The organism is Nostoc sp., assembly GCF_036919495.1.
Lineage (GTDB): Bacteria > Cyanobacteriota > Cyanobacteriia > Cyanobacteriales > Nostocaceae > Nostoc.
On sequence record NZ_JBALBZ010000079.1, the window covers coordinates 85,764 to 111,345 of the forward strand.

Annotated in this window: 17 protein-coding genes and 1 pseudogene; 10 read left to right on the top strand and 8 right to left on the bottom strand. The window is 41.6% G+C overall.

The window, feature by feature from the left end; genetic code table 11:
• The first annotated feature begins 622 nt into the window (after positions 1–622).
• The 3 genes and pseudogenes from V7K25_RS10985 to V7K25_RS31595 all read left to right on the top strand — a co-directional run.
• Positions 623–3,625: a peptidase domain-containing ABC transporter gene (locus V7K25_RS10985; protein WP_335157759.1), complete on the top strand. Its 3,003-nt coding sequence runs from the start codon at positions 623–625 to the stop codon at positions 3,623–3,625.
• Between the two features lie 270 nt (positions 3,626–3,895).
• Positions 3,896–5,479, top strand: a complete 1,584-nt coding sequence (locus tag V7K25_RS10990) for an HlyD family efflux transporter periplasmic adaptor subunit (protein ID WP_335157761.1) — start codon at positions 3,896–3,898, stop codon at positions 5,477–5,479.
• Between the two features lie 18 nt (positions 5,480–5,497).
• Positions 5,498–5,575, top strand: a pseudogene (locus tag V7K25_RS31595) (DUF427 domain-containing protein); the annotation flags it as partial.
• 222 nt (positions 5,576–5,797) lie between these two features.
• Here V7K25_RS31595 and purQ read toward each other — a convergent pair.
• Together purQ and purS are read right to left on the bottom strand one after the other, a co-directional pair.
• Positions 5,798–6,472, bottom strand: a complete 675-nt coding sequence (gene purQ, locus V7K25_RS10995; protein WP_335157763.1) for a phosphoribosylformylglycinamidine synthase subunit PurQ — start codon at positions 6,470–6,472, stop codon at positions 5,798–5,800.
• Positions 6,473–6,597: 125 nt separating this feature from the next.
• Positions 6,598–6,876, bottom strand: a complete 279-nt coding sequence (purS, locus tag V7K25_RS11000) for a phosphoribosylformylglycinamidine synthase subunit PurS (protein ID WP_100897184.1) — start codon at positions 6,874–6,876, stop codon at positions 6,598–6,600.
• A 144-nt stretch (positions 6,877–7,020) separates the two neighbouring features.
• On the opposite strand from purS, the gene V7K25_RS11005 reads away from it, so the two are divergent.
• Positions 7,021–7,425, top strand: coding sequence for a Fur family transcriptional regulator (locus tag V7K25_RS11005; RefSeq protein ID WP_335157766.1), 405 nt, complete (start codon positions 7,021–7,023; stop codon positions 7,423–7,425).
• A gap of 252 nt (positions 7,426–7,677) precedes the next feature.
• Here the strand turns inward: V7K25_RS11005 and V7K25_RS11010 are convergent, their stop codons facing one another.
• Together V7K25_RS11010 and V7K25_RS11015 are read right to left on the bottom strand one after the other, a co-directional pair.
• Entirely contained in the window at positions 7,678–8,685 is a 1,008-nt protein-coding gene (locus V7K25_RS11010; protein ID WP_335157768.1) for an SPFH domain-containing protein, read from the bottom strand.
• Positions 8,686–8,811: 126 nt separating this feature from the next.
• Positions 8,812–9,246 (bottom strand): NfeD family protein, encoded by a 435-nt coding sequence (locus tag V7K25_RS11015; RefSeq protein ID WP_335157770.1) that lies wholly within the window; start codon positions 9,244–9,246, stop codon positions 8,812–8,814.
• Between the two features lie 233 nt (positions 9,247–9,479).
• Here V7K25_RS11015 and V7K25_RS11020 point away from each other — a divergent pair, with 233 nt between their 5' ends.
• The 3 genes from V7K25_RS11020 (at position 9,480) to ftsH4 (ending at position 14,649) form a co-directional block, all read left to right on the top strand.
• Positions 9,480–11,519, top strand: a complete 2,040-nt coding sequence (locus tag V7K25_RS11020) for a protein phosphatase 2C domain-containing protein (protein ID WP_335157772.1) — start codon at positions 9,480–9,482, stop codon at positions 11,517–11,519.
• A 987-nt stretch (positions 11,520–12,506) separates the two neighbouring features.
• Positions 12,507–12,692: a DUF2949 domain-containing protein gene (locus V7K25_RS11025; protein WP_229554896.1), complete on the top strand. Its 186-nt coding sequence runs from the start codon at positions 12,507–12,509 to the stop codon at positions 12,690–12,692.
• A gap of 91 nt (positions 12,693–12,783) precedes the next feature.
• Positions 12,784–14,649, top strand: a complete 1,866-nt coding sequence (ftsH4, locus tag V7K25_RS11030) for an ATP-dependent zinc metalloprotease FtsH4 (RefSeq protein ID WP_335157775.1) — start codon at positions 12,784–12,786, stop codon at positions 14,647–14,649.
• A 101-nt stretch (positions 14,650–14,750) separates the two neighbouring features.
• Here ftsH4 and moeB read toward each other — a convergent pair whose 3' ends face one another.
• The gene (gene moeB, locus V7K25_RS11035; protein WP_335157922.1) at positions 14,751–15,926 is read right to left on the bottom strand and encodes a molybdopterin-synthase adenylyltransferase MoeB; all 1,176 of its coding nucleotides are present in this window, start codon (positions 15,924–15,926) and stop codon (positions 14,751–14,753) included.
• 64 nt (positions 15,927–15,990) lie between these two features.
• On the opposite strand from moeB, the gene V7K25_RS11040 reads away from it, so the two are divergent.
• The gene (locus V7K25_RS11040; RefSeq protein ID WP_335157778.1) at positions 15,991–16,128 is read left to right on the top strand and encodes a hypothetical protein; all 138 of its coding nucleotides are present in this window, start codon (positions 15,991–15,993) and stop codon (positions 16,126–16,128) included.
• A gap of 26 nt (positions 16,129–16,154) precedes the next feature.
• On the opposite strand, the gene V7K25_RS11045 is transcribed toward V7K25_RS11040, so the two are convergent.
• Positions 16,155–18,833, bottom strand: coding sequence for an ATP-binding protein (locus V7K25_RS11045; RefSeq protein ID WP_335157781.1), 2,679 nt, complete (start codon positions 18,831–18,833; stop codon positions 16,155–16,157).
• A gap of 495 nt (positions 18,834–19,328) precedes the next feature.
• On the bottom strand, positions 19,329–20,687 hold the full coding sequence (locus V7K25_RS11050) for a sensor histidine kinase (protein ID WP_335157783.1): 1,359 nt from the start codon (positions 20,685–20,687) through the stop codon (positions 19,329–19,331).
• Positions 20,688–21,024: 337 nt separating this feature from the next.
• Here V7K25_RS11050 and V7K25_RS11055 point away from each other — a divergent pair, with 337 nt between their 5' ends.
• Positions 21,025–22,170, top strand: a complete 1,146-nt coding sequence (locus V7K25_RS11055; RefSeq protein ID WP_335157785.1) for an S-layer homology domain-containing protein — start codon at positions 21,025–21,027, stop codon at positions 22,168–22,170.
• A gap of 147 nt (positions 22,171–22,317) precedes the next feature.
• Here the strand turns inward: V7K25_RS11055 and V7K25_RS11060 are convergent, their stop codons facing one another.
• Positions 22,318–22,755, bottom strand: a complete 438-nt coding sequence (locus tag V7K25_RS11060; RefSeq protein ID WP_335157787.1) for a CAAD domain-containing protein — start codon at positions 22,753–22,755, stop codon at positions 22,318–22,320.
• A gap of 1,098 nt (positions 22,756–23,853) precedes the next feature.
• Here V7K25_RS11060 and V7K25_RS11065 point away from each other — a divergent pair.
• Positions 23,854–25,527 carry a sensor histidine kinase gene (locus V7K25_RS11065; protein WP_335157789.1) on the top strand — a complete coding sequence of 558 codons (1,674 nt, stop codon included), beginning with the start codon at positions 23,854–23,856 and terminating at the stop codon, positions 25,525–25,527.
• The last annotated feature ends 55 nt before the right edge of the window (positions 25,528–25,582 follow it).

The following is a 25,582-nucleotide window of genomic DNA, read 5'->3' on the forward strand; positions in this document are numbered from 1 at the left end:
ACCTTTACTTTCTGGTTAATTTTTATTAAATTAAACTAGCTAAAAAGTGATGGAGAATTCTTTCATAAATCTGGTATGGCGTTGTTTACCAAGGAAAGTTTAGCATCTTTGCCATCAGTGATACTATCAATCCCTAGAAGAATTTGTAAAAAATAATTTAAAAATTTAAAGTTTTTGTTATTACATAATTCTTAATTAGGGTATTTACTTAGTAAAGCATTTGTGATAGTTTCATGTTGATTACATATATTAAAATGGGCAACGCTAAATTTAATAACTGCGTTTCTGCATCTTAGTTTGATGATGAGTATCCATTTTACATAATTACAATGCTAAATATTTATATAAAAGTTGTATAAATTATGTAACGTTCACTAAGTGAAAGCTTGTCCTCAAGGTATTTACACTTTACTTGATTTTGAAAAACGCATAACAATTGCTACCGTGTGATACAAGTACAGGTCTGCAATTAGACGAACCTCCCATCTGTACTTTTACATATTTAGACACCGGAATTCGACATAAGTCTTGCCACGACTAGCATAAAAGCAAAGACTAGCACTGTTAATAAGAAATACTCCCTAATAATTTCGGCTTAATTCCTCACTTTTACTTGTTTTATATGACTTATATTAAGAACAGTTTCCTCGAATTTGTCACCACCATAGAAGGGTTTGATTGCTTACCAGATGCAGCGATCGCTAACCTATCAGAACAGGTGCAAGCTTGGCGCTATCGGATAGGTCAAAAAATTATCGGTAAAGAAAGTCTCCCAGAACACATCACCATCATTTATGAGGGACAAGTGCGCCTGTTGGGATATGACACCCACACGCAATTGCCAATTACCCTAAAATTGCTGCAACCAGGGGAAATTATCGGCGAAATTGGTTTGTTGCGCGATGTCGCTTGTGAAACAGCGATCGCCTCTACCGAAGTAGTATGTTTAACCGTCAGTGCATCGGCATATTTTAGTTTTCTGGGTTTATACCCAGATTTTGCCAATGCTCGCAAGAACCACAGCTATTTAGTGGAAGTTTTCGATATTCTCAGCTCGTATTGGAAACGGCAACCCCTCGCTACTTTAAATTTTAAAGAAGTGGCAGAAAACGCCCTACCACAGGCGAAAATACATTACCTACCTCCAGGGGCAACTCCATTCAACCAACTCGATAGGGAAAGAGTCTGGTTTTTGAGTGGCGGAGGTACAGTAACGAATTTCTCACCTGGCGATCGCCTAGAATCGGATGATGCCAGAGACAATATCCAAGTCATAAGTCAAAACCCCGCCCGGTTGGTTGGCATACATCCGTCAGATTTGATCTTGGAAGATAGTCATGAGATAGTGCTTGCGGTAAGTAACACTAAATCAGATAGCGCAGAAGAATTAGATATCCCCTACGCATCAGATGAAATAGTTCCCCAAACAGCCCCCCCAACCTCAAAGAATTCGTCAAAACAAAAATACCCGTTTTTTAGTGGTAAGGGAGAATTAAATACAGCCTTCGCCTGCTTCCAAATGATCGCGAAGCATCTAGAAATGCCGTTTCGTCGAGAAGTGGTTCGCCGCATCTTAACTGAGCAAGTCAAACGTCAGGGTGTCATATCGTTTCAAGTTACTGCTTACCTGGCAGAGTTAATCGGACTTAAAGCGCAGTTGCTAGAGCTACCAATCGCCTCAGTGACGCGTATTCCGACACCGGCGCTGATTCGTTATGGTGATAATTTTGCCGTTTTATATGAAGTGGATGCAAATACCGTGGTTGTGGGTGTCCCATCCAAAGGAATTGTGCGCTGCAAACCCGCTCAATTGGTTGAACAATTAGATGTTGATCCAACCGACTTTCCGCCCAAAGTTAGGGTATTACTGCTCAGTGCAACTAATCAAACACCGCAAGAACGTTTTAGTTTACGGTGGTTTCTACCCTATTTGTCACGCCACCGTCGAGTCCTGATAGAGGTTTTTGTCGCTTCCTTCTTCGTACAGTTGGCAGCGTTGGCGAATCCTCTGGTGGTTCAGTTAATTATCGACAAAGTTATCACTCAAAATAGTATTGGCACACTACATATTTTGGGGGTTTTACTATTAGTAGTTGGGCTATTTGAAGCCGTATTGACTACCTTACGAACCTACTTATTTGTCGATACCACTAACCGGATCGATATGGGTTTAGGGTCGCAAATTATTGACCACTTATTACGTTTACCACTGCGCTACTTTGAACGCCGACCGGTGGGTGAACTTTCCACTCGCATCAACGAATTAGAAAATATCCGCCAATTCTTGACGGGTACTGCCTTAACAGTCGGATTAGATGCTCTATTTTCGCTGGTTTATATTGGTGTAATGCTGATTTACAGTTGGCAACTCACCTTAGTAGGCTTAAGCACAATTCCAGTATTTGTGATTATCACCTTAGTTGCTTCTCCAACCATTAGTAGACAGTTACGTGCTAAAGCCGAACGCAACGCCGAAACTCAATCTTATTTAGTTGAGGTGATGTCAGGAATTCAAACCGTAAAAGCGCAAAACATCGAATTGCGATCGCGCTTTTCTTGGCAAGAGCGTTACGCTCGGTTTGTCGCTGCTGGTTTTAAAACGGTTGTAACTTCCACCCTTGCTAACTCTACCAGCAACTTTCTCAACAAACTCAGTAGCTTACTCGTTTTGTGGGTAGGAGCTTATTTAGTACTCAAAGGAGAATTAACTTTAGGCGAATTAATTGCCTTTAGAATTATTTCGGGTTACGTCACCAGCCCAATATTGCGTTTAGCTCAACTCTGGCAAAGCTTCCAAGAAACAGCCTTGTCTCTAGAGCGTTTAAGCGATATTGTCGATACGCCACAAGAAGGAGAAACAGACCGCTACAATATACCCTTACCCACGATAAAGGGAGCAGTGAAATATGAAAATGTTTCCTTCCGTTTTGGCACAAGTGGCCCTCTGCAACTTTCTAATGTCAACCTCGAATTTGAGCCAGGAAAATTTGTCGGCATTGTCGGACAAAGTGGATCTGGCAAAAGTACGATGATGAAGTTACTGCTGAGACTTTACGAAACTGAGTCCGGCAGAATTTTGATTGATGGTTATGATATTGCCAAAGTTGAACTCTATTCACTGCGACGACAAATTGGCGTAGTTCCCCAAGAAACGTTGTTGTTTGACGGCAGCGTTCAGGAAAATATTGCCCTAACTAATCCTGATGCGACAACCGAAGAAATTATCGAAGCGGCTCAGGTTGCGTGTGCCCACGAATTTGTTATGAATTTACCTAACGGTTACAACACGCGGGTGGGAGAACGGGGTTCTGCACTTTCAGGGGGACAACGACAAAGAATTGCGATCGCTCGCTCAGTTTTACAACGACCAAAATTACTGGTTTTAGATGAAGCAACCAGCGCATTAGATTATCCCACAGAACGGCAAATATGTCTCAATTTAGCCAAAGCATTCAAAGGTGATACAGTATTTTTTATTACCCATAGGCTGAACACTGTAAGTAATGCAGACATGATTGTTGTGATGGATAATAGCAGGGTTATAGAACAAGGTAGCCATCACGAATTAATGGCTACTAAAGGTCATTATTTTTACCTGTATCAGCAACAAGATGTGAACTTGTAATTAGTCATTGCATTGGGCATTGGGAAAGAGGAGGCAGAAGGTTCTTAAATTTTGAATTGATTTCTCCCCCTCACTTCTTGCCTCTTTTTTAAAGGATTTTCAGTTTGACTAACATTCTTATAGATATAGCAATAACTATAGGGTAGGTACTATCACAAAATATCAAAATCAAGGTTTTCGCATTGGTAAAGAGTGCCCACCCTACAAAAAATCCAAAATCTAAAATCGTTCGACTCAACGCTCACGACAAGTCCAAAATCTAAAATCGTTATGACTCAACTTAATGGGAATCATGTCAACGGCAATCAGAAAAACGGCAATCACAAAAATGGAGTCAAGCAAGATTCATTAGTACTTACAAAACAACAGAAAGCTGCTCAACAGTCTTTAATCAACTCAAGTAGTCAGGAATTTGAGCAATCTATTGTCTTGCGCCAATCTCCAATTTGGTCGCGTACAATCATGATCACCCTAATGGCCCTAGCCTGTTTTGGGATTGCTTGGGCTTACTTTGCCAAAATTGAGCAAGTAGTGCCAGCAACAGGGCAATTAAAGCCAGAAGGAACAGTCAAAGAAGTTCAGGCTCCTGTTAGTGGAGTCGTGAAAACAGTTAATGTTAAAGATGGGCAAGCAGTAAAGCCAGGAGATTTGTTGCTGACTTTCGATTCCATCGCTTCTGTTGCTGAATTAGATTCTTTGAAGAAAATTCGCGTTGCATTAACTCAAGAAAACCAGATTTATCGCCGATTGATGACGGCAACTAACACTACTGGTTCTGAACTATTGTATTTGCGCGGTAATTTGCCACAAGAAACTGCTTTTCTCCTGAAAAGTCGGGCAACGTTAGTAGCAGAAAATGAATTATTACGGACTCAATTAAAAAATTCTGGTGTAGGTTCTGCACTAGGTATTGATGAGCAACAACTTCTACAAGTTGCCAAAAAAGAATTAGACTCTCGCTCTTCAGCAGCGCGGTTAGAAGTAGAAAAAACCAAAAAACAACTAGCTCAAAATAAATATAAGCTAGAAGATAGTAAAGCAAGTTTAGCTATTCAAGAGGGGATTTTAGCTAAACTTAAGATATTAGCAGAACAAGGTGGTATTTCTCAGCTTCAATATCTCAACCAACAACAAGAAGTACAAAATCGCACAGCAGAAGTAGCGCAACTAGGCGAGGAAGAAAAACGTCTCCAGTTTGATATACAAAAAGGGCAACAAGAGTTAAGCAATACGGTGGCTCTTTCTGATAAAAACATTTTGGATAAGATAGCTGATAACAAACAGCGCATTGCCGAAATCGATAGCCAATTCATGAAAGTTATTTTAGATAATGAGCAACGTTTGGCAGATGTCAATAGTAAAATCTCTCAAGCACAGTTAAATGTTAAATATCAAGAACTGCGTGCGCCTGTAGCCGGAACAGTTTTCGATTTACAAGCAAAAAACCCTGGATTCGTAGCAACTCCAACCACAAAACTGATGCAAATAGTCCCAAATGAAAACTATTTAGCTGAAGTTTTCATCACTAACAAAGATATTGGTTTTGTCCGAAAAGGTATGAAGGTAGATGTCAGAATTGACTCTTTTCCTTACAGCGAATTTGGCGATATCAAAGGGGAAGTGGATGGGATAGGGTCAGACGCATTACCGCCAGATCAAACACATCAGTTTTATAGATTTCCAGCAAAGCTCCATTTAGATAAACAATCCTTAGTGATTAAGGGTAAAAACGTCAGTTTACAATCAGGTATGTCAATTAGTGCCAATATAAAAGTACGCGAAGAACGGACTGTGCTGAGTTTATTCACTGAGTTGTTTACCAAGCAAATTGATACTCTTAAAGAGGTACGTTAAATCAGTGAACAGTCAACAGGTAACTTCTACGGCGGTTGGGTCACCAGTGATATTGTTGGGCCTTTCAAAGGCGTTTCTGGTACTTGGGGGTGGTGAGCCAATTTGAGATTTTGCCCAAATAGCCCAAGTTGCTAATTATTCATTTTCATTTTGACGGTTCGGGAGAGACGCGATAAATCGCCGTCTCTACAAGGAATCTATCCATCAATTCTTTATTGACAGACTACTAACAGCGCGGCAAAAATCAAACTAGCATTTTAAAACTTACAAAAGCCTTGATATACAAAACTTTTGACTTTTGACTTCCGCCCTGCGGTGCTAGGCTAATGCCGCTACCTTCTCTAACAATCCTTGAAATAGCCTTAAGCCATCGCTATTCCCCAGCATCGCGTCAGATGCTCTTTCTGGGTGCGGCATCATCCCCAACACATTGCCTTGGCGATCGCAAATTCCGGCAATATTGTTCAGTGAACCATTGGGATTTTCTCCTTCATAACGAAACACAACTTGTCCGTTATCTTCAATTTCTGCCAGAGTGGCTGCGTCAGCGTAGAATTGTCCCTCCCCGTGGGCAATGGGCAAAGTGATAATTTCACCAGTCGTATAAGCTTGTGTCCAAGGGAGATTAGTCCGCTCAATTTTCAAGGAGACGCGATCGCAGATAAAATGCAAATCCCGATTTCTAGTCAACACCCCTGGCAAAAGTCCAGCTTCAGTTAATACCTGAAAACCATTGCAAATACCGATTACAAACTTACCCTTTTGGGCATGTTCGATAACCTGCTGCATCACGGGTGAAAAACGCGCGATCGCACCGCAACGCAGATAATCCCCGTAACTAAAGCCACCAGGGATAATAACGACATCCAAATCAGCAATATCTGTTTCTTGATGCCAAACCATGCGAGTCGGCTGTAAGAGCAAGTCTCTGGTTACATAAGCAACATCGCGATCGCAATTAGAACCGGGAAAAACAATAACACCGAATTTCATGATTAATCAAAGGGAGTGGGGCAGGGGAGGCAGGGGAGGCAGGGGAGGCAGGGGAGGCAAGGGAGGATGAGAAAGATGAGGGAGAAGAACTAATAATCCAATCCCCAATTCCCAATCCCTAATCCCTAAAATACTCCCGTTTGGGTTTCGACCTCAATCAAATCAAAGCGATAATTTTCAATCACGGGATTTGCTAGCATTTGGTCACAAATGCGATCGAGGTCTTGACGAGCTTTTTTTTCATCAGACGAAGTGATGGTGAGTTCAATGTACTTACCAATCCGCACCTGGTCAACGTTCTCGTATCCCATTTGCTTAAGACCGGATTGTACAGCTACGCCAGCAGGGTCTAAGACTGAAGGACGAAGCGTCACGAAAATTTTGGCTAGATACTTGGTTTGCACGGGCTTTTGCTGAATGCTGCGATCGCTATACTATAACTTTCTGTTCCAACTGAGTGAAAATAAGATTACGAAGCCGTTAAAGTTAATTGATCAATTAGCGCATCTAATAGCTTCAAATACAGTGGCATATTTAAATAATTGTCTATGAGAGCCATACGCACCCGCAGTCAAGAGCGTATTTTCAACCTACTGAAAACCATCAAAAAAGGCATTTCCGCTCAAGATATTTACGTAGAACTACGTAACACAAATCAGAGCATGGGTTTAGCAACAGTTTACCGTTCCCTAGAAGCCTTAAAACTTGAAGGCATGGTACAAGTGCGGAATTTGGCTAATGGTGAAGCCCTCTATAGTTTAGCGCAGCAAGACAAACACCACCTTACTTGCTTGCAATGCGGTGTCTCAATTCCCATTAATCAATGCCCCGTTCATGACCTAGAAAACCAGTTAGAATCCAGCCATAAGTTTAAAGTTTTTTACCACACCCTAGAGTTTTTTGGGTTGTGCAGTCAATGCCAGGTAAATCAACTTAGTGAAATTAGTCAATAATCATACCAACTCTATGTGATGTTGCACTTCATTTTTCCACAACCTCAAGCCCGTGGCTAGCAGAAAAAAGCCTGCTTATGCAGGCTAATAATGTGAATTTCTATAAAGAAATCTGGGGCGACTGTCATTGGCAAGAAACCGATTTCAGTGGTTCAGTAGCTAATTGTGATTATCTTGTTCCCAGTCTGAGACTGGAAACGAAGTTTGAAAAGGGTTTTAAACTGAAGTTGACACCAATGCCACTCCTCACTCCTAACCAGGACGGTTGTTTTCTAATCCTGATATTTGTTTAGAAAACAACTCGTTAGAGTCAACCTGGCCATTTGAAATAACGGAACGCATACCCTCGAAAGCAGCAGGAATAGTGCGCGGATCTATAAATAAGACCTTGCTGCTATCGCTTTTACCAATTGTCGCGCCCATATCCAAATAGCCCAAGGCAAACAGAACTTCAACTGCTTTATTGGCATTGGGATTCGTCTGGAGCTTTTGGGCAATAATTTCTGCTGATTCTGCGATCGCTTGGGCTTTCAAAACCTGCTGCTGACGTTCAGCTTGAGCCTTCAAAACGATCGCCTTTTGTTCAGCTTCCGCTTGCAAAATTGTCGATTTTTGACGAGCTTCGGCATCCAATATTTGCGCCTCCGCTTTACCTCTAGCACTATTGACAGCAGCTTCGCGTTCACCTTCAGAAGTTAAAATTGCTGCCCGTTTGCGTCGTTCTGCCGACATTTGCAATTCCATCGATTCACGCACTGCCTGAGACGGAATAATATCTCGCAGTTCTACCCGTGTCACTTTTACACCCCAAGGATCGGTAGCAACATCCAAATCCTGTAATAAAAGTTCACTGATGTGGGAACGAGCAGTAAAGGTTTGATCTAACTCCAGTTGGCCCATTTCGGCGCGAATTTGAGTCAGCACCATATTTACCATTGCCGACTGGAGATTTTCTACCTTGTACCAGGCTTTTTCCATATCGACAATGCGCCAGTAAAACACTGCATCCACCTCAATGCCAACGTTATCACGGGTGATGCACTGTTGGGGAGGAATATCTAAAACTTTTTCTCGGATAGTTTCTCGATAGACAACTCTATCTAGGAAAGGTATGACAAAGTTTAGTCCTGGTTCCAGCTTTTTGTTATAACTACCCAATCTTTCCACCAAAGCTTGATTGCCTTGATTGACGACTTTTACAGATCCCGCTACGGCAGAACCACCAAGGGCTAAAAATATTAGTAAAAAAAACTGTTCCATTTTAAATCTCCTAATTTTAAATATGAAAGAGACAGTAAAGACTGGGGAGTGGGGGATGAAGGAGATATGATAGCTCCAAACTCTTGTACAGACGCGATTAATCTCGTCTCTCCCTCTCTCCATTAACTAAGAATTCAACAAATTTTCTGGTATCACAATCAAAGTAGTACCTTCTCTCCTAACCACATAAACTCTTTGATGGGGTGGTACGGTAAATTTGTCATCGTCACATCGTGCTTGCCAAGAATTTCCTTCATACAGCACCCGCCCTGTTTTCCCAGGCGGAATTTCTGTTAAAGTTTCAGCTATGACTGCATCTTGAATTTTTGATTTGCGTTGTCGCGGTTGCAAAAACCGACGAAAAAGCACGATTAGTAATGTGGAAAGTAATAGCCAAATTACAACTTGCAACCATACACTTCCCAAACCCACTCCAGACAGCAGCGCCACCACAAAAGCGCTAATTCCCATCATGAAGGCGACAAACGCCGATGGTAAGAACAGTTCCATTAAACACAGGACTGCTCCTGCCAGAAGCCAGATTAAGGTAAAACTTGGCATAGCGCCATCCTAAACTTTACATTGACGTAAATGCATTTCTACGATTAGATACAGCCAGACGTAAGTTATTTACAGAAAACCAAACTTGGTATTTTTACCAATAATTTTGATTAATTTCAGTAACAAGATGTAGCTAGCGGTACACAAATCCAGTCTATTCTAGCCTTCAAATCTTTGCCAGCTAAACTTAATCGAAGTTCATTAGTTGATTCGTTTGTTAAATTTATACCTTTATGATTTCTACTCAACTGATAATTTATTGTATAAATCCACGCTGTAATAGCCCCATTAATCCTATTGGAGATAGTGTTTGTGCCACTTGTCAAACTCCTTTAGTTCACCGCTATCTTTGGGCTACTGGCTCATTGTCTGCCAAAATCTCACCAGGTACGAGGGTAGCACAGAGGTATGAGGTAATTAGTCCCCAGATTTGGCTGGATACTCAACCGGGACAACTGCCAGATGTACCTGAAGAATTGCCAACAGAAGTAATTCCTTACCTACGATTATATCAAGAGCGATTACATCTCCCCCAGGCTTATGGGTTTGCTAGTAACCTTGAAGGAAATACAACTGATATCCTCTTATTAGAAAATGTGCCGATAGATGAGAGAGGAAATATCTATCCAACTATTGTTGAGGCATGGGAGCAAGCAACGGCGGTACGACAAGTTTATTGGCTCTGGCAAATTCTCCAACTTTGGACACCTTTATCTGAATTGGGACTTAGCCGCAGTTTACTAGTAGTAGACAACTTGAGAGTTCAAGGTTGGTGTGTGCGATTGTTGGAACTTTACCAAACACCAGCAGATGAGAAACTGAGTTTACGAAATCTGGGGGAGTGTTGGCAGTTTTGGGTAGCGTCTGCAAAGGCATCAGTAGCCAAAGGGTTACAGAACATAGTCCGGCAGATGTGTGAAACTGAGATTGAGTTAGAGACTATTAATATTCAACTCAATAATTTACTACTAGCATCTGCGGCAGAATTGCCATTAGTTTTGAAGGTGGCAGGCTCTACAGATATTGGCCCAATTATGGCGCAAAATGAAGACGCTTACTACCCAAATGCTTTAAGTGACTTAGATGAACCTTTATTGCCTCACTTGTCGATTGTTTGCGATGGCATTGGCGGACATGAAGGCGGAGAGGTTGCTAGTAAGTTGGCGGTGCAGTCTGTAAAGTTGCAAATTCGCGCTTTACTCAAGGAGGTTAGAGAACAAACTGTACTTGTACCACCAGAGTTATTGCAGGAACAATTAGAAGCAAGCTTACGGGTGGTAAATAATCTGATTAGTGCCCGCAATAATGAACAAAAACGCCAAGGCAAAGAACGCATGGCTACAACCATTGTCATGGCGCTGCAAGTTCCACAACGAGTGCAGACGAGTACTGGCTGGCAATCAAATAATACCCATGAACTTTACTTGGCTAATGTTGGCGATAGCCGTGCCTATTGGATTACTCGCAATTATTGTCAGCTAATGACAGTAGATGATGATGTGGCAACGCGAGAAGTGCGTTTTGCTAAATCCTTGTATCGAAAAGCACTCTTGAGAGCAGATGCTAGCGCTTTAACTCAAGCATTGGGGACAAGAGATGCAGAATCTTTGCGTTTCAAGGTTCAGCGATTCATTGTGGAAGAAGATGGCATATTGCTACTTTGTTCTGATGGTTTAAGTGATAAAAACTTGGTGGAACAATCTTGGCAAGATTATGCAATACCCGTGTTAACAGGTGAAATGACAGTTGAAGATGGTGTCTGCAACTGGATTAACTTAGCAAACGAAAAAAATGGGCATGATAATACGTCGCTTGTTCTCACTTATTGCCGTGTCTCCCCAGAATACTTAGTACCTGTGACTCCGGTGTTGCCAGAAGAAATTATAGAAGCAGCGATACAAGAAGAACCAGAGGAACTAGAGGAACAAGAAAAATTAGAAGAACTAGAGGAACTAAAGGAACTAGAAGAACCAATTTCTTTTACAGAAAGTTCGCAAGCTTTGCTAGATTTGGATCTAGATTTGGATTTAGATTTGGATCTAGATTTGGATCTTTCAGAGGAACCAGTTTTAAGCACTGAAATACCACCAACTTTAATTACAAAACCTAAGCGGGGTAAACGTTTGGTAATGCTGGGGGGAGTGTTAGCGTTGCTTGTGGGGGGTACAAGTCTGGGATTATTTGCTTGGTGGCAAATTAATCCTCAAGGATTCCAGCAGATGTGTCGGCAACTTCCCCAAAGAATACAGCAACTTTGTCCGCCTGGAAAGTAAATATAGCGGTTATCGATTGGATGAGAACACCAAAGTCCTTGCTGTCAAATCATTTCAGCAAAGTTTTTGTATCTCACTGAACTGCACATCGCTATAATGAGGACTGGGGAATAGCTTACAGTAGCAACTACCGTAGGTTTCTCAGCTATAAGTATCAAAACATATAAATATTTTAGCGATCGCTCTTTGAAGAAAAACTTTTTGGTTTACTGAGGATTCATCAACCTTATCAGCAGAAAGCATTACTAACACAATTGATGCTGATGAATACGATGTCGAAGAAGTTTTGGAAGATTGGCGTGAGTTTTTAACACTCCAGGAAATTGATGGAGAAATCCGCTATAGTCTTTATCATTTCAGCTTCCGAGATTTCAAGAAAAGTACAGGACTTATGCACTCGTGACGAAAAACTAAGCCTTTGCGATTACTTCGCAACTCTTAGAGACGCTAAAAGCGAACGCCCCGCTACGCTAACGCAATAAAAAACTTAGAGATACTTGCCTTTCAGGGTTTACATCTGTTTCATAATTTTTAGTGAATTGGTACAATTATCGCTTCCTTCTCAACCTTGTCTATCTCTTACACTTCATGTTGATTTTGTCAATCATGTTGCCATTGTTTACTGCTGTCACTCCCTCTGAATCTGCCTTACACCCATGTTAAGAAAGATGTGACTAATGGATAGTTGCTCAGGAGAAAGGTTAATGGTGAGGTTTTGTACTTAATTAAATCCGCTTTCCTCAAATTTTCTCATTTCAAGTGATGTTAACTGTTTGAGTACGGTAAACCGTATTTGCTCGTTAGTTCCCAAAGATTAATTTAATTGTTAAGTTTAGTTACATAAATAAAAAATTCTGCAACCATTGCTAGAGGAGAGAAATTATGAGAAGCGGTAGTATTATTAACGATAAAAACGAACTGAACAAGCCTGGACATTACATCACACAAGTTAAGCTCTCTCAGAAATAAGGCTTATTTAAGATTCCTATGAAAGCTACAGATCAATTGGTGCATTTTTTAAAGGAAGAGTTGGGTATTCCTGGTGGAGCAATTTCCCTTGCTTTGCGACATTGTGAGCAGACCCCCAACTTTCTGGCTATGACCCTCTGGCAGTATGGACTGGTAACACTGGATCAGTTAGCCCAAATTTTTGATTGGTTGGAAACAGTATAAACTGCTGCTTCAACTATTTGGATGGTAAATAACGGACTTTCTGTGAAAGTCACATTTTCAACGGGTTTCATTTTAAGGATTAGTAACATCGATGCCAATTAAAGAACAGCCTAAGTCACCTCGTTTTCGGATCATTGCTAATATATTACTGGCAGTATCAGGGCTATTTTTGCTCTTAAATTTATTTTTGCCTGGTTTATTTGCCTCTGGCCCTACTGGTGTTCCCTATAGCTTGTTTATTCATCAAGTACAAGAAGGGGAAGTCAGCCGCGTTTCTGTTGGTCAAAACCAGATTATTTACCAACTAAAAGCAGAAAATGCCGAGCCGCCCCAGGTGTTTGCAACTACACCAATCTTTGATTTAGAGTTACCCAAACTGCTAGAACAAAAAGGAGTTGAATTCGCTGCTACACCTCCACCGAAGAATACTTGGTTTACAACCCTCTTAAGTTGGGTGATTCCACCACTGATTTTTATTGGTATTTGGCAGTTCTTTCTCGCCCGTGGTGGTGGCGGTGGCCCCCAAGGTGCGCTTTCTATTGGTAAGAGCAAAGCTAAGGTTTACGTTGAAGGCGAATCAGCTAAAATCACCTTTGCAGACGTGGCTGGGGTAGAAGAAGCGAAAACTGAGTTAGTGGAAATTGTGGATTTCCTTAAGACTCCGGCACGATTTACGCAAATTGGCGCTAGGATTCCCAAAGGTGTGTTGTTGGTTGGGCCTCCAGGTACTGGTAAGACTCTTTTAGCGAAAGCCGTAGCAGGTGAAGCAGGAGTTCCATTCTTCAGTATCTCTGGTTCGGAGTTTGTAGAATTGTTTGTCGGTGTAGGATCTTCTCGAGTGCGGGATTTGTTTGAGCAAGCAAAGAAACAGGCTCCCTGTATTATATTCATCGATGAATTGGATGCGATTGGTAAATCTCGTAGCAGTAACGGCTTCTACGGTGGTAACGATGAGCGAGAACAGACCCTCAACCAGTTACTAACTGAGATGGATGGGTTTGCAGCAGGGGATGCAACGGTGATTGTACTAGCAGCTACCAACCGCCCCGAAAGCCTTGACTCTGCATTGCTGCGTCCAGGCCGGTTTGACCGCCAGGTGTTGGTAGACCGTCCCGATTTATCTGGTCGGGAAGCAATTCTCAAAATTCACGCTCAAAAGGTAAAATTAGGGGATGATGTAGATTTAAAAGCGATCGCTACTCGTACTCCTGGTTTTGCTGGTGCAGATTTGGCAAACTTAGTGAATGAAGCGGCATTATTAGCAGCCCGTAATATGCGTCAAAGTGTTGCTCAAGAAGATTTTGCCGAAGCAATTGAGCGGGTAGTCGCCGGTTTAGAGAAAAAGAGTCGGGTGATGAATGAGACTGAGAAAAAAATTGTTGCTTACCATGAAGTCGGTCACGCAATGGTCGGGGCGCTAACAACAGGAAACGGTCGCGTAGAAAAGATTTCCATTATTCCCCGTGGAATGGCAGCTTTGGGTTACACTCTGCAATTACCAACTGAAGACCGCTTTTTGATGAATGAAGAGGAACTGCGGGGTCAGATTGCGACTTTGTTAGGTGGACGTTCCGCTGAAGAGGTTGTGTTTAACAGTATTACCACCGGTGCTTCCAACGATTTGCAACGAGCAACTGATTTGGCAGAACGGATGGTGACAACTTATGGTATGAGCAAAGTCTTAGGGCCACTGGCTTACCAACAAGGACAACAATCAATGTTTTTGGGTAATGGTGGGGCTAATCCTCGGCGGGCGGTAAGTGAAGACACATCGAAAGCCATTGATATCGAAGTCAAGGAAATCGTAGAAACAGCCCACGAACAAGCCCTAGAGATTCTCAGACAGAATCGAGACTTGCTAGAAGCGATCGCTACTCAACTCTTAGAAACAGAAGTCATTGAAGGCGAAAAACTGCACAGTTTACTGGGTCAAATTAAACCTGTAACTAATTCGTAATTCGTAATTTGTAATTAAGAAATTCAGGTTTTAAACTTAGAGGTACGCAGAGAATAATCTTTGCGTACCTCTGCGTTAAACCTCTGCGTTACTTTGCGTTTTTAATACTCTGGAACAGAAGGATCAATTTCTCGACTCCAAGCGGTAATTCCGCCTTTGACATTTGTCCCAACAATCCCAGCTTCTTTGAGAATGCCGAGGGCTTTTGCCGATCGCCCGCCCAGTTTACAATGAGCAATTAAGCGGTGACCGTTCAATATTTCCTTCACCTTGGCAACGCCATTGCCATTTTCAATGTCTGGTAAGGGCACCAACACTGAACCAGGAATTTTAGCAATGTCGTACTCATTGGGGTTGCGGACATCTAGCAGTACAAAATCCTTTGCACCACTATCAAGCAACTCCTTCAAATCCTTAACGGTCATTTCTTCCATTTCCATCTGCTGTTTAGCCTCCTCTGCCTTAGCTTGTGGAATTCCGCAGAATTGTTCGTAGTCTATCAGTTTTTCAATGACTGGGCGAATTGGGTTAGGACGCAGCTTCAACTCGCGGAATTTCATATCTAAGGCGTTGTATAGCAGCAATCGTCCACTTAGGGTATTACCTTGTCCCAAAATGATTTTGACAGTTTCCGTTGCTTGAATTAAACCAATAATTCCTGGCAAAATTCCCAATACGCCACCTTCTGCACAAGAGGGAACCATTCCTGGTGGTGGTGGTTCTGGGAAAAGGTCACGATAATTTGGCCCACCTTGGTAGTTAAATACAGTAGCTTGGCCTTCAAAGCGTAAAATTGAACCGTAGACGTTGGGCTTATTCAGCAATACGCAAGCGTCATTAACTAGATATCTAGTGGGGAAGTTATCAGTACCATCCACGACGATATCGTAAGGTTGAAGGATTTCTAGAGCGTTTTCGGAAGTTAGGCGAGTTTCGTATAAATCAACCTGGCAATAGGGATTAATCTCGTGAATGCGGTTTTTTGCCGATTCAATCTTAGGTTTACCTACCCAGGATGTACCGTGGATGACTTGGCGTTGTAAGTTGGAAGTATCGACAACATCAAAATCGACAATCCCGATACGTCCAATACCCGCCGCCGCCAGATATAAAAGTAGTGGTGAACCTAGTCCACCTGTACCGATACACTGGACACTGGCAGCTTTCAGGCGCTTTTGCCCTTCTAGTCCTACTTCCGGCAAAATCAGATGTCGGGAGTAGCGTTCGTAATCGTCTTTGGTCAACTGGATTTCATCCAGATTGGGATTGAGCGACATACCATGTACCAATAGTTTCAAGGTTTAATCTAGTAATTCTAGTATTAAAATAGTAATTTAGTTTTTGAGCTGTTTTTTTATCTTACTGTGGGAAAAGCTACTTCTGTACCTCTTCGGTTTTGGGATTAGCGATGCCTTCGGCAACATCTTCGACGAACGCACTTTCTCATCTACAACCCCAGAAAAGCGATCGCCTTTGTAACTTTGCAATATTCTATCCCCAAAACCTTACCCCGCTTTTTTCCACGGAAGTTTGACTGTAAAGCGACTACCTTTACCTAACTGACTTTCAGCATGGACAGTACCACCATGCAACTCGACAATTCTTTGCACCATTACTAATCCTAAACCAGTACCTTTAGCATCACGGTTAGAGGAATTTTCAACTTGTACAAAAGGTTGAAATAATTGGAAAAGGTCATCGGAAAGCATACCAATACCTGTATCTACCACACTGAAAAAGATATATTCATTTGTCGAACTTGGCTGGACTTCAATCCAAACTTTGCCTCCTTCTTTAGTAAACTTGATAGCGTTAGTTAACAGGTTGATAAATACTTGGCGGATACGGCTTTCATCGACTTGGATGGGTTCGAGTTCTTCAGGTATTTGTACACTCAGGTGGATATTTTTCTGGAACGCTAAATATTTAACAAAACTAAGACTAGAATCACATAATCCTTGGATCGAAGTGGGAGCTAGTTGCAGTTCTATTTTGCTGGATTCGATGTCGGTAAGCTCAAGGATCTGATTAATCAATTCTAGTAAATTCTTACCATTGGATTCGAGGTTATTTAGGAACTGGCGCTGTTCTTCATTCACAGGCCCGTACACTTGCTCTTGGAGTGCTTCTGTGATTCCAAGAATGGAGATTAAGGGAGTCCTTACTTGATGGCTAATGTTTCCTAAAAAAGTGATTTTGGCACGATTTGCGATTTCGGCAGCTTCTTTAGCTTCACGTAGAGAGGATTCTGCCCGTTTGTGATTGCATACTTCTAAAGTTAGGGCGACAAATTCTGCTATTGAGCTAACAAAGTTTTGCTCGCTCAGTTCCCATGTCCGGGGAATATCAATCTGTTCATACAATACTGTTCCGACAACTTTGCCCCCAACCCAGATCGAGGTATTAATTAGAGATACAATATTCTTTGCTTCTAGCAGTTCATCCCATAATTCTTGTATTCGTAGATCGGTGCGAGTGTCGGTGACGGCAATAATCCTGGCAGATGTCAGGGATTTAAAATAGATTGGATAATCTGCAAGGTTGCGTTCTAAACCAGCCGAATGTCTCTGATTGCTACGTTCATAGAGACTAATACATTGTAGTTTGGTGCGTTGGCGTAGCCCGCCTTCGGCATCGCCATTCAATAACCACACACTAACTCTTTCTATTTCTAAAGCATTTGCTGCTTTCTCGGTAATAACTTTGAATGCCGTTTCCAGGTTTCCTTCTGAAATCGCCTTATGATTTGCCAGTTCTGCCAACACCTGATGATGCTTTTCTAGTTTTTGCTCACTGTTAATTCGTACTTGAATCTCTTGCTGTAATTCTTGAGTTCGCTGTTTAACTTGCAATTCTAACTCTTCATTTTTGGTTATCTGTGCAGTAAATGTTTTCCGTAACTCCTGCATCATCTCATTAAAAGATGCACCCAGCACCTCTAGTTCTTTAATGCCGTGTACTATCACCATTGAGTCTTTGCCATTAGTGAAATCAGCTAAATCTTTTGTCGCCGTGCTGAAGTACAAAATTGGCTGAGTTATCCAACGGGCGGTGATAATTCCCAGTAAAGTAGCTAATCCTAATGCTCCCAGACAGACAAAAATTGTGGTTTGAGTGTTGCGATCAATTTGTCCCATAAAGTCTGCTTCTGGAACAGCCACTACTATTAACCAATTGACATTTAGTTCACCCTCTAAGGGTCTAATTTCTAAAAATTGTCGTTTGCCGTCAAAGGAAAAATCTAGTTGCTGTAAACTTTGAATCTGGTCAAAGTTACTAAATTTAGTTGCTAAATATTTAGCGCTTGCTTGAGTCAAAGAATTGCCACTTTGGGAAGCTACCAACCTAATGGGTTTACCATTTTGCAAGCGGAATGGTTTTTCGGTTGTGGAACTTGCGACTAATAGCCCCGATCGCTCGATAATAAAAACTTGCCCAGACTTGCCAACTTTAATATTTTGCAACAAATCCCCAATTTGTGATATATGAGTTAGAGCGCTGTTGACACCGAGTAACTGACCTTGGGAGTTATATATAGGAAGAGAAGCACTAATCAGAAGTGTTGGTTCGGTGAGGGGTGTAAAAATCTGACTAAAGGTGAATTTTTTGGCGGTAACTGCTGCTTGATAATCAGGACGCGATCGCACATCATAATTTTTGATCGCCTCTGGAAGTTGGGTACGTTGACCAAGAGAGTCAATTTTGTAAGTGTATAGGTCGTACCCAGTTGACTTGTCGGCTTTTCTGAGTAAAAATTGGCGATCGTTGAGCTTTTCCACCGCTAAGTGTTCTTGCTGTTCATTGCTTGCCGTTAAAGCGATGCCTGCGGCGGGCTGCGCCAACGCATCAGGAAAAATCTCTAACTGCTTTATTAAGTATGACTCCCAGGTTGCCAAATTTTCCATCTTCAGCAACCCGATGTCTATGATATTTTGATTACCGCGCAGTCCTTGACGCAAAGTTGAGAAATAAGTCTGTAACTTCTGCTCTACTCGATTAGCGACTTGATAACGCAATTCGCTAGCTACCTCATTGACTGCCTTTTGCCCATTGTAAATCGATAAATATCCAGTTAATCCCACAGCTAGCAAGATTTGCAGCAGAAACAACGCTACCAAAATGGGACGTAAGGGTATGCCTTTAAACAGAGAAAAAACACTACTTTGCCCAGTATTTTTGTTCATCTGCCCACTCCCCCTGCCTGTCCTGTAGTACTAAGTACAACACCTCGACTTTGCTGTTCTGTGGGCTTATACATAGTTTGTACTCGGTCGGGTCAAGAGCCAATATAGCACTTATGGTAAAACAACAAAACGTTAGTTAACTGCACCGATAGATTTTACCAGTCAAATATTGCGATTTTCAAAAGAACTAGTACGCCACGGCGTAAATAGAGCAACCATTGAAAATTCCTAAAGAGCTAGGACTTACGCACTGTACAAATAAATCATCTTGTGTATTAACGTAAATACGTTGTTTCAGGCTTTTACAAACCATCCTTCGTTAATTGCGATCGCAAAAAGGTAATTGAAAAATCTAGCTAAAAGCCTTGAAAAGCATAGCTGTCATTTAGGCTTTTCTGTCAATGCGTAAGTCCTAAGAGCTTATTCCATAATACTTTTGACTTTCCCGAACGCGCACAGCGTCTCCAAGAGTTGGGGCTGATTGCAAGAGTCTAATCAAACTAAAGGTAATAATATTTCAAATTTTGTACCTATACCAGCCTGTGAATGGAAACTTAATTTTCCACCATGTCTCACTGTTATAATTCGATAACTTACTGCTAAACTGGTATTCTTAGTATTCTTCGTTTCAAGAGAAAACGATTCCACAATTTGCTGTTGCAATTCTTGAGACATTCCAGGGCCATTGTCAGAAATACGAATTAATATCCAGCGAGAATCTGGTGCATTTAGCTTGCTTGCTTCTTGGGAAATTACTTCTGTAGTAATCTCAATTCGGGGTTTTTGAAGAGTTTTTGTATTTTCTCGATTTAACTGCTGTCGCACTGCTTCATTGAGTAAAGTATCCACAACTTCGCTGAAAATATTCATCAAAACCTGGTTTAACTGCCCCATAAAGCAATATACTGGAGGTAATTGCCCGTAATATTTTACAATTTCAATTTCTCCTTGAAGACGGCTATTAATTAATAAAATAATACTATCAATACAAGCGTGTAAATCAACTGGCTTGGGATAAAGTTCATCGATATGACAGAAGTTTTGTAAACTGGTGACAAGTTTTTTTAATCTTTCCGCTCCAGTGCGGATACTAGCAAGCGATCGCGACAAATCTTGTTCTAAAAAATCAAATTCAATCTCTTCTTTAATATCATTAATTGCCTGGGAAGCTGATGGTAACTCTTTTTCATAAGCCGCTATCAGCTTGAGCAAATCTTGACTGTAGCTTGAAACGTAAGTTATATTACCCCAAATAAAACCCACTGGATCTAAAATTTCGTGCGCTACACCGTCTACCAAACGTCCCAAATTTGCCATTTTATCATTTTGAATCATTTGGGCTTGGCTGCGTTCATATCGTACCAGATTGTCAATTCCTCGAATTTGCCAAGAAATAATGCTCAATTCTTGGACATCTAACAATCTATAAGCACCAGATTCTGTTTCTACTACAATTGGTTCTGCTAATAATTCTGGCGATCGCTTTAAGCTAAGTTGCATCGCAGTTAAAATCGATGTTGTATCAGCAAGCAGCAATATCGGTATTCGCGCATAGCTGTAGAGAACACCTAATGGTTGCTGAACAAATAACTCTTGTCCGAATGGGCGAATCAAAAATTCCAGCAGGCGCCGCCGCGAAATCATCCCAACGAACTTTCCCTGTTCTACCAAAATTACTCCTGGTAGCAGGGGGTATTTTTCCAAAAAACTAGCCACTTCCATAGCAGTGTGATTGATTTCCACTGGGAAGTTGTACATTGGTAGTTCTTGGAGGGTTGAATTTAAATCGAGATCGCGATCGCTACCAAGAGACACAAATGGCGGTGAGATTTGGCAACTGAATTCTTCTGGCACTATACACCCTGATTTTTACAAATAATATTAGGTAAACGATAAGTCAACATTTTACATTCTGTCACCCTCTAAATCCGATTTCGGTTCAGATATCTACCGCAAGGCGGAAGTCAAAAGTGACGCATATTTTAATTTTGGGTTTTATGACTGTAATGACGGCTTGTCGTTAGACATCGCTCGCCGTTGAACCATAACTGTAATATTTTGCTCCGAATTACGTTAGCGTAGCGGTAGCGACGTAGAAGCGTCATTACGAATTAAAAAGGGGTGGTTTAAAAGAGTCATCTGTGGCTTAATTTGTTTAGACACAAATTTTACTGCTACCAGGGTAATCACGATGACAAATAGACCTCCTTCCGAACCGGAGTCATCCCAAAAAACTGCCCTTGGCTTTGATGAATTTATAGCCATACTGGTTGCCTTCGCCACTATCGGAGCGATTCTTTTTTGGTCATTGTCCCGCAGGGATTCTAGCTGGAACTTAAACGGGTTGCTGTCGCCTTCCCCTACTCCGTCTAGAAGTGTTCAACCAAATCAAGTATTGCCCTTCCCTACTCCCAAGGTAGAACCAAATGCAGCCCCCAACAACGTTTTGCCGTCATCTCTACCTGAAGCTGTTGTTGAACCCAAGACACCTGCATTCCCAACTTCTTCTGGCGCAGTGTTACCATCCGCTCAGGTAATCCCAACTCAATCCCCACAACCACAGACACCTGTATCCTCTTCAGCAGGGCTGGAGTCATCAATAATTACATCATCAGCCTTGCCTTTAGTAACTCCGGCAAAACAAAAATCTATTATTCCGCCACCAATTGCATTTAACGATGTGCCCAATAACTTTTGGGGTCGGCGTTTTATAGATGTTCTTTCTTCCCGTGGTATTCTCAAGGGGTTTCCTGATTATTCTTTTAGACCAAATCAGCCTGTAAACCGTGCTGAATTTGCTACTATCCTGCAAAAAGCCTTTGAGCAAGAACCCTCTAAGACTGCGATCGCATTTCAAGATGTACCTGCAAAATTTTGGGCTAATTCAGCAATTGACCAAGCCATCAGTACCGGATTTCTCAAAGGCTACCCGAAAAAAACCTTCAAACCACAACAAAATATTACGCGAGTGCAAGTTTTAGTTGCCCTTGTTAGTGGATTGAATTTGAAAGCACCCGCTTCCCAAAATCAGATTTTAACTGTCTATAAAGATGCTAAAAATATTCCAACCTATGCTATTAGCAAAATAGCTGCTGCTACAGCCAATGGTCTAGTAGTTAACTATCCAAATCCACAAATTCTTGCTCCCAACAAAGTAGCTACTAGGGCTGAAGTGGCGGCGATGATTCATCAAGCTTTAGTAAAACGGGGCAAGTTGGAGGGAATTTCATCTCAAAACATAGTACGTAGGCGTAGGCTGCCGCAGGCATCGAGTAGCGTGTCTCCAAAATTCTTGCCTACTCCAAGGCAGAACCTAAAAAGTTCAAGTCAGGGATAAGATCATCGAACTTACGTTAAACCGAAGGTGAGAGGAAGCTACCTCTAGAAGTCTGATCGCCAGAAGTCGACGATCAGACTTCAGTGATTTGCAATTAGAGCTTACTTAAGCTACATATTGCGTCTCATAGAGAAGCGATAATCACTATTAAGCTTCTGGGATTTGTTGACCAACCACTTGTGATTTAAGAGTGGTGATTTCAGTAGTCAACTCTTTTCTGGTTGAGGCTTTGAGTAAATAGCGGTAAACAAACCAAGCAGAGTAACCAATACCGATTAACTCAAAAGTAGGTGCTACTAAGGGGATATCATTCAAAGCATCTAATATTGCCAAGAGTACTTTAACCCCAACAATTGATCCCACAATTAAACCAACAGTAATCAGGGGTTGCTTATATTGATTAAAGAAGCCTCCCAGATATTCTGGCAATGTTGCTAAAAAGGTAGAAATTTGCTCACCATATTTTTGCCATTCATCTTGAGACTGTGCGGAAGGCTGGAGTTTGGTGATGGTTCCTGTTTGGCTGTTGATCTCTGCCACTGTAGTCTCTTTGGATGCGGTTTCGGTAAATTCTTGTTCTGGCATTTTCGCTCCTATAAATTTGACAGTTGAGTTTTTCTAATCGGGATAATTACAACCACAAGGCTGTTGATTAGGTAATGCACTTGTGCATTAGTACAATTGCGTAAAGGGCACAAAAGGGTTTTAGTGTCCTATAACTATAATTGTCCCGTAATATCTACTGCATCAACTACAGGGTAGACACTCAGGATGAGGATAGAACTAAGAAGGCAGCAGGATATATTCTGATTAGCTTTCTGAGTTCTTTTGTTAAATCAACTGGAATCCTCAGGTTGTGATTATCCCATTCCATGTCATTCGCTCATAATCGTACTAAATTTAAGTACAAATCTGGCAAAAATCAGCCCACCCTTCATTTATATAAGCCTAAAACCCGATTTTAGCCGATATTAAAGCTATCTTAAACCGCATTCGTCAATTAACGCATTCGTGTTGATATTAATACGTAATAAAAATTTTTTGGTGTTCACATAGACTAGACTTTTAAGCTATTTTATGATAATTCTACCTTGGAGATGAGGGAGCAGCGAGCGAGGGGAAAATTCCTCTCCTCTGCACCCTCTCCCCCAATCCCCACTCCGTGGGGACACCGAGTCCCCCTAGCCCTCTGCCTCTTACCCATGTCCTATGCCCAATGCCCCATGCTCAACGAATGTCAAAGCTTTTGTTTTTTTCCTGATTGTATTAATTTTATAAGGAAGCAGTTAAGGTAGAGTAGTGGCATACCTGATGGCAATAACTCATTGTTATCAACCGCATATTGAGGAAAGCGTTGTGATAAGGAGAAGACAGTCTCAGATAGGTCTTTAGTGGAAGGAATCATTTGTGCTTGCTGAAAAAAGTGAATTCTATTTCGCTCTCAGTAAGTGTACTTAGCAGTAGTGCTGTCAAATTTACCCCTACTATATAAGGATATGTAAATTATATAGTAAGTAATGATTTGCTATTGCTATAAAAGAAGGTAATGTAAATGTTAGTCACCAATTAAAGTGTTTGCACAAGTTAAACTGATTTGGTGATTTTTGTGGGAAGGCAAAGAGGTTTGAGAAATACCTTCCTCAAAAGCCAACCCCTATCGACAGCAGTTCAGAAAGCAAAAAAGTGTCAGCCGAAGAGCCATCGACAGACGAACTCCCAACCATAGAATTTCCCTCACGAGGGAAACTCAAAGCCAGTTCCTGGCGCATCCATCAAAAAATTGGCTATGGGTACTTTGTAGCTATCGGAATTGGCTTTTTTGGCTCACTGACTGGGTTAGTGATCGCCAATTACTACCGGGGAAGGGAAGTTAGGCAATTCAATCAAGCATACGAACAAGGGCAACTACTGAGTCATTATAAAGATGCAGTAGTCGGGGCGCAATTACATAGCTCTAACCTAGTTGCTGTATTGGAAAATTCACAAGAGCTACAAACCAAAAAAGCCGATTTTCTGAATAATGTTGAAAAAGCCAAGCAACTAGAGTCAAAAATTGGCGGATTTATCGACAGCAAACCTAAAAGACTAGCCGCAACAAGTTCGACTTTACAGACGTTATTGCAGGATTACAAAACAAATTTAAAAGCTTACGTTGACCAAATCGAGGTCGTCTTACAGAAAATTAACTCCCAAAAAGTGCAGCCTGGGCAGATTTCTTCTGCCCGATCGCAGTTATTGGCAATAATGCGTGGTGAAACAGCCATTCGGCTAGAGCAGCTTTCTCAAAGCTTGACTAACATCCTGCAAACTGCCCAAGATCAAGAGCAAGAAAGGCAAAAAGCCGTTGAGCAGGCAAAAATAGTTGAGCGATTGATCGTGATTATCAGTATGCTGGTTTCGGTGGCGATCGCAGCCATTGTAGCTTGGCGTACCAGTCGAGCGATCGCTGAACCAGTTATCACTGTCACCCAAGTAGCGGAGCAAGTTGCAAGAAAATCTAATTTCGATTTGCGAGCGCCTGTCACCACTGAAGATGAAATTGGCTTACTCGCCAAATCTCTAAATCGTCTAATTGAGCGAGTATCTGAGCGAACAAAAGAACTACAACAAGCTAAAGAATTAGCCGAAGCTGCTAGCAAAGCAAAAAGCGTATTTTTGGCCAATGTCAGCCACGAATTACGCACACCATTAAATGCTGTCATTGGCTTAAGTCAACTTCTAGAAGACGACGCTACGGATCTTGGTTTATCGGCAGACTTTATCACAGACTTAGAAACAATTAACGCTGCTGGTAAACATCTGCTGCACTTGATTAACGAAATCCTCGACTTGTCAAAAATTGAAGCGGGGAAAATGACTCTTTATCCAGAGACATTTGAGATTGCGACGCTGATTCATAACGTTGTTCTCACAGTCAAACCAGCTATAGAAAAAAATGCCAATGTTTTAGAAGTGCATTTTGATGAGCAACTTGGCATGATGTACGCCGATCAAACTAGGATGCGGCAGGTTTTGTTAAACTTACTCAGCAACGCCAGTAAATTTACTACAAACGGCAAAGTGACGCTGATAGTCAACAGAGAAAAGGATGAATTCCGATCGGAGGCTCCTTTGGGCATGATTACTTTCACTGTTACTGACACAGGCATAGGTATGTCTCAAGGTCAACAGCAGCAGTTATTTAAACCTTTTACACAAGGAGATACCTCGACTACGAAAAAGTATGGAGGTACGGGACTGGGGTTGGCAATTAGCCGCCACTTTTGCCAGATGATGGGTGGTGAGATTATTGTCAAAAGTCAGCCGGGAGTTGGTTCTACTTTTACCATTCGTTTGCCAATGACTATACAGGATTGAATCAGTCCGGGGGAAGGGTGCAGAGGAGAGGAATTTTCCCCCTGCTCCCTCATCT